This window comes from Cloacibacterium normanense (assembly GCF_002943105.1).
Taxonomy (GTDB): Bacteria; Bacteroidota; Bacteroidia; order Flavobacteriales; family Weeksellaceae; genus Cloacibacterium.
Genome location: NZ_PTPZ01000001.1, coordinates 39,744 through 53,013, shown reverse-complemented (window position 1 = coordinate 53,013; position 13,270 = coordinate 39,744). Strand labels below are relative to the sequence as shown.

Sequence of the window (13,270 nt, the reverse complement as noted above, 5' to 3'; positions counted from 1 at the left end):
TAAGCCGATGTTTTTTAAAATTAATTAACCGCAAAAGAGACAAAAGAAAAGATTGAAAATAAGAAGTTCAAAAGGACAAAAAAGTAAATTTTTGTCCTTGATTTTTTAAACTCTAGCTTATTATACTGATGAATATTTTTTTTAAAATCTGCTAAATTTGCTAAATCAGCAAGATATTTTTTTTAGTTCTCTTCTTCGAAATAGAGCATATAATATTTTCCGTTTTCGTCTTGTCCTTGCTGGATGAGTTTTCGGTCACCGTGAATGTAAATATGGAAGTTTTTGTCTAGTTTTATGACGCTTTTAAAAATTCTGGCGTTTTTCTTGACTGCTGCATCATTTATGGCAAATTCGTCTGACAAAGCATAATCTCTTTCGTCTTCGTATTGGGTTTTGAAGGCATTGAAACTTTGGATGACTTCTTGGTCTCCCAAAACTTCCCCCGTGAATTCTTCCATCTTAAATTCTTCTTTTTCTTTGAAAAATGTAAGCGATTTGTTCAAGAAATCTGCTTGGTCTGCTTTGGTAATTTCAAATTCCTGCGGAAGTTGTTTCGTGATGTATTCTTTGTAAAGTGTAAGCGTTTCTTGCGTCTCGAAATATTCGTCTTGTCGCTGACGAACTTGCAAGAAATCATCCATCCAATAACTGGTTTCTGCTCTACTCGTTCCATCAATAATAGACATGAGGTAACCTTGTTCTTTATTGGTATTGTAAATCAAGCAACCTTTATCTACTTTATTCAAATTGATGCCTTGTAAAGTTTCGAGTTCAAAGTTTTCGTTTTTGGTAGAAACTTTTAGGAAAGTATCTTTGTTTTCGGATTTAAAAAGTCCGACTGCGTCATATCTTTCTCCTTTTACGATGCAATCTTTGAAATAACAAACATAGAATTCTCCACCTTTGGTTCTAGGATTGGTAGAATGTTCGTAAAGCAGTTTTGCCAATTTTTTGGACTGGTTTTCTAACAATTCTGGCTGTTCAAAAATCTCTGAAACGTAAGTAAACACTTCGTTATTTTCAATATTAGAACTATGGAAGAACTCGAAAAAGATTTCGGGTTTAAAGTTTTTAAGGAAATAATCTTTGAGCAATTCTTTCATCTCATCTGTGATGAAAACTTCTGAATCTGAGGTTACCAAAGCTTCTTGATGCGTTTGGTTTCCTACGTAATTGATGCAAAGATGTTCTAGTGTGGTTTCTTCTGTGAAAATCATGCTGCGAAAATAGGGAAATTTACGGAGATTTTTTCGCGGCCCGGCGAAAGCGGAGCTCTTTTTTCTGTATGATGGTGGTTTCAAATTTCTAGAAATTTTGAAAGAATTACTGCTCTTTAGGTTTATTCTGCTCGTTATGACAGAAAAAAAGCGGGAGCTGTAGACGGAAATGCCGCCCAAATAAACAAAAAAATCCCGACCAAAATGGTTGGGATTTGACATTTATATTTAAACGAAGTTTACTTCACTTCTTCGAAAATAACAATATATGAAAATCAAACAGTTATGATTTTATGGTACAAATAAGGTACAGATAAAAGACCGTGAACATTGTCTTCTTTTTTATTCTTTTGCCGTTTTCTTTAATTTATTAATGTATGAAAAATAATTCATAAATATCAAAATTAAAGATTAACGCGTATTATTTCATACATTAAATTTGTCGGTGAAAAAAAATATAATTTTTTATTGAAAGATTAGCAATCTATTTAGGAGCAGTTTGATGTATTTTTCTTGATGTTCTTTACTTAAATAGGATTGATGAATAAGTGATAACATTTTCTTCTCTGATTTTAGAAAACGTTTAAAAGTATTCTCCACTTGTTTTTGGTTTAATCCTAATTTTAATCCTAAATTAATAAAATCGCTTTTGGAAAGTTTTTTCTTTTTTCCACCAATAGTTAATGCAGATTCTTCTTTATCTTCAGGTAAATGAAGTTGAACGTTGAGCAAATCGTAAGCAGGAGATATTTCCCAATTTTCACCATTTAATATGAGCGAAAAATTTTTGAGATGCATATCATTATTTCCTGTAATGTAACAGAAAATTACTATTTCATAAAACCTCATCAAATCTAATAACGTGTTTGCAGAATGCTCTTTAATAGCTTTTCCAACCTTCTCTACTGAACCACGATATTTATCAAATGCTTCTAAGATTTGAAACATATCCAGCATATGAATTTTGTTTCCATTATCGTCTCTGTCAATTCGTTTTGTAATGTAGGATAATTCGCCAGATTTTAAACGAATGAGTGAGGACATCACGGTAGTAATACCGCATATTTCAGCCATTTTCATCGTCAGATGTTCATTTTCGGGCATCTCCGAAAAAGTGGAATTTTGCGGTTTTAAAATATAGTTTCCTCCTAAAGCACCAACAACCGTTAATCTACCTCTGTTTGCATCCTTTAAAACATCTTTAATGAAGCCCATCGATAATTTTGGCTGAACTCCTGGAACTGCAACGGAAGTTTCAATGACTTGTTTAGCCAACATTTCCATTTCCTGCAACGTATAATCTAAAATTGGAGGATTAGTTGTTCCAAAGAATTTCTGACTGCAATGCGGATGAAAATCTTCTTCGCCCATTACTTCTTTATAACAATATAGACATTTTTTACCCATCACTCTTCACAATTATAGGTTCTACACTTACTGCACCAATGCAATTTTTGCAACACGCCAAAAGCAATCCCATCCTGTCGTTTTTGTTGATTTTCCAACTTTCGGAAGCTATTTCCAACAGCCAACCTTCCGGAATTAATCCTTCAAAAAAAGGGAACAACCTATTTTCTCTATATAATTTCTCGGAAACAGGCATTGAAAAGGTAATGAACTGATACGGAAATTTTTGAATATAATCATTATCATATTCAAAGGTGTAATCTCCATCGTTGGTTTCCGTAACGACTCCTGCAAAATGATTTTGATAAAAAACTTTTCCCTGTCTCATTTTTCAATTTCTTTTAAATTGGCAGGAACAAGTTTACTCCCAAACATCAGAAGTACCTGATTTACTTTTGACAAACTGAGATTTTCTTTTCCCTGTTCTATTTTCCGAACCACTGTAAGGGCAACACCTGCTCTTTCAGCAAATTCTTGTTGGGTAAGATTGGCTTCTTTCCTTTTTGTCTTTATAAAATTGGCTAAGTTAACGTACATAATTATATGCTTTTGCAAATATTTTATGCAAATATATTAAATTATATGTAAAAGCGTATAAAATAATTAAATTTGCAATAATTATATGCAATTAGATATATAAATTTAGTATTAAATTCATTATCAATTAACAAATAAAGACTTTATACTATTAAACCCTTCGGATAACTTGTCTGAAGTTAATAATATTTTAAAATGAGTTGTTTTTAACCCCTATTATATTGTGCATTAAAATCACTGTTTAAATGTCTTGCTAAATCTTTTGAAACTTTACCATCACAAACCAATACTTCATTCTTAAATTCTGATTTGAATCGTTTCTGAGATGATGAATTGTATCTACATATTCTGAAAACAGAATAATTTTTCTGTTCGGCTCATTAGCTAGAAGGCGTTGTATTTTTTTTATAATTTCTTCCTGCTTAGGATAATTCTCTACTAATTTTAAGTCTTTCAGTCGCTTTTGAATATCTTTAAATAATTGAATATCCGAATCTATATCATCTAAAATCTCTTGTCGCCTATGAAAAATATCAACATTATAAACTTCATTGTTTTTAGGAGTTTTTCGTTTGAGTGCCTAAATAATTACAAACTTGTAATCCCACTAACAATTTTATTTTTTGTTGAGGATTTTTTTGAAGACTCAAGTAGATATCTGACCATCCTGAAAAATAAAAATAACCTACTAGAAATTTCAGCTCATCACGAATAAAAATCAAAGTATTCAATCTTCCTTTTAGTGTTTTTTGTTGTTTATTATTGGTAATAAAATTATTCGACATTGTATTTAGTGATAAAGTAATTGATATATTGTTTTAAATACGTCCCTAAATAGTAAGGCAAATTCATTAACAAGTAAGGTTTCCCTTCTGGTGTAACAGTTTCTTCAATTTTGAATTTTCCCCCATACATTCTGACTGCGAATTGATGAGGGGCTTGATTCACAAATTGATGCAAAGATTTCAAACTTCCCGTTTTCCCCGATTTAATTTCAATAGGAATCAAGAATTTTCCGTGAGCAATAAGCAAATCCACCTCTGCTGATGATTGCGTTTTGTCCCGAACCCAAAAGTAAGTCTTTTTGTAATCCGTAGTATTCAAAGACAAAACTTCCTGATTAATAATATGAGGGATAATCGCTCCTTTGTATGCTTCGCTAAGGTCTTTCATTAGCAACAAATCGGCTTGAATATTCAGATCAAAATTTAAAATTCCTGTATCCAAAAATTGTAATCGTGGCGATTTTTTATAATCTGGAAGAATTTGCGGCTCTACATTGGTACAAGGATAAATTACCTGTATGACCTTTGCGGCATCTAAATTATTGAATGCCTTGCTCACTTCCCTCGACTTATAATTAGAGTGTCCGAAATTTTGAAATTTAATCCTTTGGTCAACAAATGATGCAGCGGTATTTACGATGTGTTTCATCACATTTTCTTCCGATTTACTATCTGCATATTTTATCACATCATCTTTGTAGGTATTCCAAATACTTTCATAAATCTGTGGAAGTGCTAATAAATCTTTATGAGCAACATAGTTGGCAACAATTTCGGGCATTCCTCCAATAATACAATAAGTGTGGAACTCTTTCATCAAAAGTTCGTGGGCAATGTCGTCAACGGGAACATTCCGAAATCTTTCTAACAAATTCTTTTTTCCTTGTGCTTCAAGATATTCCTGAAAATTTAAAGGAAACAGATACAAATAATTAATCCGACCTACTGGATAATTTTTAGTTTTCTTTAAAGTATGCTCCAGCAAAGAACCCGCAGCAATGACATTCAATTCTGGCAAGTCCTCATGAAAATAACGCAAAAAAGAAATAGCTTTTTCGGATTCTTGGATTTCATCAATAAAAAGCAGTGTATGGGGGAAATCTTTTGGAGAGATTTCATTTTTTAATGCCAAAAAATTGACCAATTCCTGCACACTATTACTCCGTTCTACGAGACTAGCATCTTCGCTTTTTTCTAAATTAAGTTCTATAAAATGGGTATAACTTTCCCCGAAACTACGAACTAAGGTCGTTTTTCCTACTTGTCGAGCTCCTCTTAGTATCAACGGTTTGGCATTAGAACTCATTTTCCACTGAACCAACTCATCAAAAATATGTCGTTTAAAATTCATTTTCATCATAAAACAAACCCAAATTTACTAAATTTTTGTATCAAAACAAAGGTGATTTTTATTTTATTTTGTAACAAAACAAAGGCAATTTTTCTAATAACTTAATTTCTGTCTTTTTACAAAACTACTTACAGTCAATCTGTGAACGTTTAAAATTCTGGCGAAACATGACCAAAACCATACATTACATTGGTAATGGAAAAAGATTCTGGTAATAGAGTTGAATTTCAAAGATATAATTCCTTCTTTAAAGATAGCAGCTTTTCTTGCTTTATCAGTTCATTTATTTTGTCATTCGGTTTTTATAGTCTTTCAATAGCGAAACTAAAATTTGATGAATTATTGGATGTGATTTATAAGGTAGAATTTGATTTTCTATATTCTCTCTTCAAATGTGAAAAAATAATAGATAATCGGAAACATTCCGACTATCTATGTAATATTTTACAAAAATTTGTTTTTAAAATCACCATTATATGGAAATAGTGGTTATGTTTGATGAGTTGTATTTTGTATAATAAGTGTGTTATTAAATTGAAAAGATACTTTTTTTACTCAAATCAACTACACAATCACTGATTTCCACTTGAAACCATTCACAAAATGTTTTATAATCTCTTTTTTGTGGCCAATCATTTTCGTCCAGCCAAATTCCTTCCAATTCGTTTTCAAAGATTTCTTTATAATATTTTTTCAGATGTTTTTCTGCATCATCAAAATCGGGATTGGTGAGATAGGTTTTAGATTCACCTAAAACTCCCAAACTCAATGGCAAATCAGGAGCCAAAGCATTTGCCCAATCAATAAAAGGCTGTTTTGCGGTTATGGTAATTGCACTTCTGTTAAGGATATTCGTAGGTTATTATTTTTAAAAGTAAAATCATGATAGGTGAAAAATCTATCAAAAGTTTTTACTAAAATATCGAGTTCGATATTATTCATCATTACAATTTTTGATAGGCACTTTTTACTACTTCAGCAATTAGTCTTCTTCTTTCCAATAGAAAATCTTTGTATTTCATTTCTTGCCAATTTTCAGGTAAAGCATGCCAAAACCTCATTTTTCTTAATTCCTCTTCTGAAAATCTTTGTTCGTAAATTGGCAAATAAACTTTAGGCTCTTTATCACTTATTGCAATATTGTCACTCCATTCTACCAATGCAAAATTGGCAATCTGATTGTAATCTCTTTGTTCTGTAACTCCGTTTCGCATTAACCAAGCTTTTGGAAATAAATGATGCCTTTCTAAAGCAGATTTATTTGCTCTTAAGCCAGATTCTAACAATTCTTTCTCTTGAAGTTTTGAAAATAACCCTAACGCATTGAGAATGTTTAGTGATACATAATATTGATGGTAGTTTCAAGTATTTCGAGGTGTACAAAAGTAGTACATTTCCAACTCGTTACAACATCTTTTTTTTAAGATTCCACCAAGACTTTCGTTTCTTGAAACTACCATGAATAAAGAGTTTTCTATTCTTTGCTTACGATTTACAAATATTGTTGGAACTTGCTAAAAAAAATTAATAAAACTCTTCCATAAAATCTCTTCTTTGCTCTCGTTCAATATCCTGTTTCTTCCTAATGATTTTTTGTTCAAAATGGTCAATATGCTCAGAATAGTCTAAAATATTAGGTAGGGCATTAATCATTTTAATTATTTCCTGATAAAATTCTATTTTCTTCTGAATTAATGGTACTCTACTACCTGACCAACTCTCTGATTTTCCAAAATTAATATGTTTTGTTACTTCAATGTTTTTATTAACTAGAAGAAACTCTTTAAAATAGTCAACAAACCAAAAATTAAAATTATGATAAACCATTTCAATAAGTATCAAAACCACTTTTTCATTGTTTGCATATTTTTGTGTCAGCTTAACAATTAAGGCTTTCATTTTTTCTGTGGCATCTTCTGTTGTACTTTTATACCTAAATATGGAATATATATCTTCTTCTATTAAAAAACTATATTGTTCACTTGCTAATGCCAATAACACTAAATCTTCAATCAATTCTTCATAGCAATCATATTCCCACAATGGATTCGTGTTTATTTTTTCTAACCTTATTTTTGAAGAATACCCCAGTCCTAACTTTCCGTTTCTTAAACTATCATTAAGAAATTTATTGTCAATATCTAAAATTGCTTTTAATTCTTTACCATCGTGGTCGAAATGAGGGTTTATTTCATATTGAGACCAAAAAGCATCTTTTAAAAGTTGAAAGTGATTAGTAAAGTATGATGCACATTCTACACAAAAATGAAATCCAAAATCTCGTCTTGTATTGTGTGGTTTATTAAAAATTATGCTTGTTAAATAAGTTATAATATTGTGTTCTTCCAATTCTGGTTTTCCTTGTTTAAATTCATTGAATACTGATTCATATTTCGCATAATCGAGCATTCTATGTATATACAGGTATTCGTTTTCGTTTCCAAAAACATCTAATAAAAGGTTCAAAAAATCTTGACTAATTTGTTCTTCTCGTATAAATGTAACTAATACAGATTCCCAATAAGGTTTCCCTTTAAAATCGTATTCATTCATTATATTTAAAAGCTCATTTGCCGTCAAAATGTTTTCACTCATTACAACATTCAAAACATAAGCACGTAAAGGGTAACTAACTTTACCACCAAAGAACAATCTTAAAGCATCTTCAAATTCAGATTTACTTTTTCTCGCAATTGCAGAATAAATATCTGTAACCGCATTTTCTATATGCCAAACATTAATATCCTTTTGCTGTCGGTATAATTCATCTATATTTAATAGAAATTTTTCTAACTCCTGCCAATTGTTTTTGTTTACAAAAGTTTCAAATTCTTGCTTTTTTTCCCTTTCAGATTCATCAATAGATTTTCCTTCTCTATATTCCCAATCAGGTTTTATGAACTTTGATAATTTTCTAATATCAGACTCAATAAAATTATTCCAATTCTCTGGGAAATTTATTCCCTCTCCTGACAAATTTTTGGCAAGAACACTAACAAACTTACAGTGAGCATACTGCTTATTATCTAATTTTTCATAGATTAATTTTTCATAAATAGGTAATTCTTGAACATAGATACTCTTGTCAATATTTCCGCCAGGGTATACTATTTTATGTAGTAATTGTTGAGAATTCTTGTCATCAGTATCATAAAGTTCAAACGTTTTGTTAAGTATACGACTTCTTAACTCCAATAAGGCGTCAGATTTGAACAAGCTAAAATTGTAGATTGTAAATGCAGAACCTTTTGCTGAACCAAACTCTGTATAATCCCACCCCAATAACTTTTCCGATATGTTTAAAAAGATTCCATTCGCAAAATATCTTTCTTCATCAGATAATTTTTGATTTAGTAATACATCAAATAAAATATTTTGACGCAAATAACCGTGTTCCAAATCTTCTAACTTGTAACTGAAATCGTCATTAATAAATTTTAAAACTTCGGATAAACGATTTGGACTTTTTATTAACATTTTCAGTGTCAATTCAAGCGATGGCTTTAGTAGCTCATTGGGATGATTCCAAAACTTTCGTAATAACTCAAAATATTTTGTTGCTGAAGTATGGTCATTGTGAACGTAGCTAAACTCTAATTTTCCAGAACGTTCTTCCTTGGAAAGATTGTCAATCCATTTTTTTAAATACAATAAACATTCACGCCCTTTATAAAACCAAAATAGTTTGTAGAATGCATATAATTGTTCTTCTGATTTATTGTTTTGAATTATCTTTTGTAAATGAGGCAACACAAAATCTTTTACATTGTAATAGGTAAATGTATTATTTGCATCTATAAGCGTTGCTGTAATTCTACTTGGAAATTTTTCAATGAATGCTGTTATCCAATCTGCATAATTAATAACAGAGGATTTCTCATCAATGAAACATTTATAAAAAGCATAGGTTGCCAAAACTTGGTCGGAAACTTTTACAATTTCTTCAGAATAAACATCCAAAATTTCATTATTATGAAGCTCCATAATTGCAGACCATAACTCATTCCAATCTATATGAAATTTAGATGATAGTATTTCTTTAAGTTCTTCATTATTTCTGTCTAAAACACCAAAAAACGACACAATTGCCAAAGATTTGAGAATAATTGGATTTTCAAAGATTCCTATATCTTCTGATATTTTCTTAAAATATTTTTCATAAAGCAAGACCGGACTACTCAAATAATTAGTTTCTGCTTCTGGAACTACCGAATTAGTTGCCATTAATGCAACTCTCGCATTACCTTTTGCCAATTCAATAATTTTTCTTTTTATGTCAGGATAGTGTTTCAAATTGGGAAGAGTAGCAATTATTATTTTTCCAATTTCTTCATCTTTAAACTCCTTTATACCTAATTCTCTAAAAGTATAATTTTCGAGAGTAAGTGAAACCTGTTTTTTTACATAGTCTCTTGAAGTTATTACTACTTTGAAAGAATATGATTTTGATTCTCCCAACTTACTTAATAGGTAAACTAAATTATTTACTGATTTATTAGCATCATCAAATAAAATAATATGTTTTTTACCTGTCAAAAAAAGATGCTGATAATCATCCCATAAAGAAACACCAGAACTCTGAATTACAATTGGAACATAATCTTCTTTTGAAAGTTCTTCTAATATTTTAACTCCTAATTTTGATTTTCCAACCCCCGCACCACCTGACAAAAATAAAATGTCATAGTTTTCTAAAATAGCAATGCAATCTTTTAATTCAGCTTCTCTACCTACAAATTCATTAGTAAGTGATGGCTGTAATCCCTTTTCGGTTTTTAATAAAAATTGTTCAAGTGGATAAATATCTCCCTTTATCATCTGAATATTGAGATACTCTTCAGCTAATTTTGGAATATCGAAAATACGCATTGGCAAATTCTGAATTGTCAAAACTTCAAGTACAGTATCGGGATTGTAAGATTTTACTTTCCCATTTAACGAATTGTATTCCTCTGTACTTATTTTTTCAGTACAAGCTAAAAAGACTTTCTCAATTTTTTCTTTAATAATTTTAGTTTGGCTTTCATTAAAACAATGGTCTATGTCTTTTGAAAGTTTATCAAAAAATGATTTTGACTCTCCAATTCTTTCTTTTGTTGTACATTCAACAAAAATGTAATTATCTCCATTGACAAAAAAAGAATCAGGAGATCCTTTGCTTGTTTTTTCTTTACCAACAACGGCACCTGGTGAACCTATAAATTTGTTTCCTTCAAAATGTAATAAATGATTTATTAGAGTCTGGAAACTTGCTTGATTAATTGCTACTAAAGCATTTTCTATTTGTGTTATGGTATTCATTTAAAATCTAAATTTATTATTTCAGAATATAGCTCACTTTAATATCATTCATCATAATTTCTAAATTGTTATTTAAACTTTTATTTTGATCCTTTTTAAATGCTCTTCTTTACTGCAAATCAAAGAAAAACTATTGTTTTCTACTTTTTGTGAATACCATAGAAAGTTATCTAGTTTTTCAAAATCATTAATGCTTGAAACTTGATTTAGTGCAGATAATGCTTGTACAAAATTAATATCTGTAATTTTGGTGTAGCCAGTCTTAACATTATATTCTTTAATAACCTTTGGATAGGCTATTTTTACTAAACTATCATAAATAGGAAATTGATAACCTGTAAGAAAATACAAATATTTTGAAATGAGTGAAACTGCTTTTTTTTCTTTTTTGCCATTTGAATTATAGCCATATTTTTCTCCAAATATTTTTTGCAGAATTTCAGAATCTTCTCTATTTACTAATTTATTTGCTTCTGTTATTAGTTCCTTGTCCGTATATTTAGACAATGCTTCTGCCAACTCTTCTATACCATAATAGCGTTTACTCATCTGTGTGGAATATAGAGAGTCTATTAAATGTAAACGAAGTTTAACATTATCAAACTGACTCTCTACTTCTATCTGAAAACATCTGCTGATAAATGCTTTTTCTTTTGCATATTGGGAAATTTTCAAAATTTCATAAGCGCCTATTGCTTCTTTTTTTAAACATTCATTATACATCAAACTCATTTATTAGTTCTTGAAATGTTTTTGATTCAATATTTGTAAATTCTAGTAATTTATCTGGATATGTATGTAATCCTGTTGTTTTCAATGCATGATTATAGGCTACTTTTTGTAAATCCATAAATTTTGTAGGGTGATTTAACTGAATTTTTTGTCCCTGTTTTTCTTGAATGGTAAACTCGCATAAGCTATTTTTACAAACTAAAGAACCATCTAAAACCTTATAGAATATAATATTTTCAATCGTCTTAACATTATATCTGCATAAATCACCATCATGATCAATTTGATTAAAATAAAATTTCTCATCGGACTTTAGTATAATGTATTTTTTAATTTTTCTCATCTCTAAAAGCAAATTATGGAATGACAATAATTCGTCTTTATAAATTTCTGAATCTAAATTATCATGAGAAAGAGGATTAAGTATTAAATCTTTTTTTTCTTTTAATATTAATAAATTCGTTATATTCTGATTTAAAGTTTCTGAATAATATTTTAAAAAATTAGTTATTAGATTTTCTAGTTGATTGTATTTTGTATTCTCATCTGTTTCTTTTTTAGCTAAATTTTCTGGCAACAGATATTTCATTCGGAATTCACACTCTTTGCGCAAATAATTTGCAGCAGCAGGTAAATCAAAATTTTTCAAATGATATAAAGCTAATGACAGATAATCTTTATTATCAACAATGATTGGTTTTGAAGGAGTTACAAAATTATTCATAAAAACTTCTTTAATATTCCAATCTTCCAAAAGGTTTCTATTTACAAGCCTCCTCTTCACAATATTGAAAAAACTTCTTTCGTGCGTAAAAAGATAGATTTTGTACTTAGGTGCAAATTCATTAAGAATAATATCCAAAACTTTATCTCGATTGCTCATGTCAAGGCTAATTAGCATATCATCTAATACCAGAAATTGCCCTGGATAGTTTACAGCTCTAGATTTTGTTAAAGCTAATCGTATAGACAAAGACAACTGTGTTATTAATGCTTCGTTTAAGTAGGTTTGAGGCCTTGTAATTAACTCAAAAGAATTATGCGCTTTTTTATATATTTTCAGAATAATTTTAGGAGTTCTTAATAATTTGAGTGGATTTATAACACCATTTATTTTATCATTCTCTCTATCATCAATTATATTATTTCCAAAAAAGAATTTATTAGTATAAATAAGTGAAAGTTTGTATTCATTATCTGAATTATCAAAATATTTAGAAAAAAACTCGTTAGCTTCATTTTCTATTTTAAAGACTAATTCAGATATTTCAGTGTTAACAGTTTTAATCTTTTCATAATATTCATAAATTGATTCGTCCTGATCTAATAAACTATATTCATTTTCTGAATTAATTTCAAATGGTTGATTCTCGTATAATTGTTTTATTAGAGATTCTATTGTTTTATTTCCTTTATCTTTTTTATCATAAACAAATGGAAATATTTCTCTGTTAAATATTTTCCATAAGTCAATTTCTTGAGAATTTCTAAAATTATAAAAATTGATTAAAAGCCTATGCGTAATAAAGTCGCAATATCTGTTTAAGTTTGCTAAAGCTGTTTTATTTGTTGTAGAACTTAATCCTCCAAGACTAAGGTTATAAATATTGTCATCTTCATCTTTAATTTCAATTTGAACATTCTTACCCACATCAATTGAGTAATTTCCAAATCCTCTACTCTTGTCTAGTTCTATCAAAAAATCTCTATTTATAAGATTTTCTTCGTGATTAAAGTCAAAATATTTATCCGTTTCCTCTATTTCTTTTGTAGAAGACTGCAACAAAGTATATAATGCCCAATACACAGAACTTTTACCACTTCCGTTTTCACCATACATCAAAAGGTTTTTACCGTCTAACTCTATTTTTGTTTCACCGTAAGATGCTTTGAAATTATAAAGTGTAATTTCTTTTATGTTTGACATTCTTATTAGTTTT

Annotated in this window: 11 protein-coding genes; all 11 read right to left on the bottom strand. The window is 29.5% G+C overall.

Features of this window, described 5'->3' with window-relative positions; all coding sequences use genetic code 11:
• Window positions 1-182: 182 nt before the first annotated feature.
• The gene (locus tag C3729_RS00195; RefSeq protein ID WP_104792299.1) at window positions 183-1,217 is read right to left on the bottom strand and encodes a nucleoid-associated protein; all 1,035 of its coding nucleotides are present in this window, start codon (window positions 1,215-1,217) and stop codon (window positions 183-185) included.
• A gap of 465 nt (window positions 1,218-1,682) precedes the next feature.
• Complete coding sequence (locus C3729_RS00190) at window positions 1,683-2,624, bottom strand: HipA domain-containing protein (protein ID WP_104792298.1); 942 nt, start codon at window positions 2,622-2,624, stop codon at window positions 1,683-1,685.
• Entirely contained in the window at window positions 2,617-2,952 is a 336-nt protein-coding gene (locus C3729_RS00185; RefSeq protein WP_058878324.1) for a HipA N-terminal domain-containing protein, read from the bottom strand. Before C3729_RS00185 ends, C3729_RS00190 begins: the two co-directional genes overlap by 8 nt.
• A complete protein-coding gene (locus C3729_RS00180) occupies window positions 2,949-3,161 on the bottom strand; it encodes a helix-turn-helix domain-containing protein (RefSeq protein ID WP_078703592.1) in 213 nt (70 codons plus the stop codon). Before C3729_RS00180 ends, C3729_RS00185 begins: the two co-directional genes overlap by 4 nt.
• A 557-nt stretch (window positions 3,162-3,718) precedes the next feature.
• Entirely contained in the window at window positions 3,719-3,946 is a 228-nt protein-coding gene (locus C3729_RS00175) for a hypothetical protein (protein WP_104792297.1), read from the bottom strand.
• The gene (locus C3729_RS00170) at window positions 3,936-5,297 is read right to left on the bottom strand and encodes an ATP-binding protein (RefSeq protein WP_104792769.1); all 1,362 of its coding nucleotides are present in this window, start codon (window positions 5,295-5,297) and stop codon (window positions 3,936-3,938) included. The genes C3729_RS00175 and C3729_RS00170 overlap by 11 nt, the downstream gene beginning before the upstream one ends.
• A gap of 529 nt (window positions 5,298-5,826) precedes the next feature.
• Complete coding sequence (locus C3729_RS00165; RefSeq protein WP_104792296.1) at window positions 5,827-6,084, bottom strand: hypothetical protein; 258 nt, start codon at window positions 6,082-6,084, stop codon at window positions 5,827-5,829.
• 157 nt (window positions 6,085-6,241) lie between these two features.
• Window positions 6,242-6,583, bottom strand: coding sequence for a hypothetical protein (locus C3729_RS00160; RefSeq protein WP_104792295.1), 342 nt, complete (start codon window positions 6,581-6,583; stop codon window positions 6,242-6,244).
• A gap of 238 nt (window positions 6,584-6,821) precedes the next feature.
• Window positions 6,822-10,598 carry an ATP-binding protein gene (locus tag C3729_RS00155; protein WP_104792294.1) on the bottom strand — a complete coding sequence of 1,259 codons (3,777 nt, stop codon included), beginning with the start codon at window positions 10,596-10,598 and terminating at the stop codon, window positions 6,822-6,824.
• Between the two features lie 72 nt (window positions 10,599-10,670).
• The gene (locus C3729_RS00150; protein ID WP_133159923.1) at window positions 10,671-11,330 is read right to left on the bottom strand and encodes a hypothetical protein; all 660 of its coding nucleotides are present in this window, start codon (window positions 11,328-11,330) and stop codon (window positions 10,671-10,673) included.
• Window positions 11,314-13,257, bottom strand: a complete 1,944-nt coding sequence (locus C3729_RS00145; RefSeq protein WP_104792292.1) for an AAA family ATPase — start codon at window positions 13,255-13,257, stop codon at window positions 11,314-11,316. The genes C3729_RS00150 and C3729_RS00145 overlap by 17 nt, the downstream gene beginning before the upstream one ends.
• Window positions 13,258-13,270 lie beyond the last annotated feature (13 nt).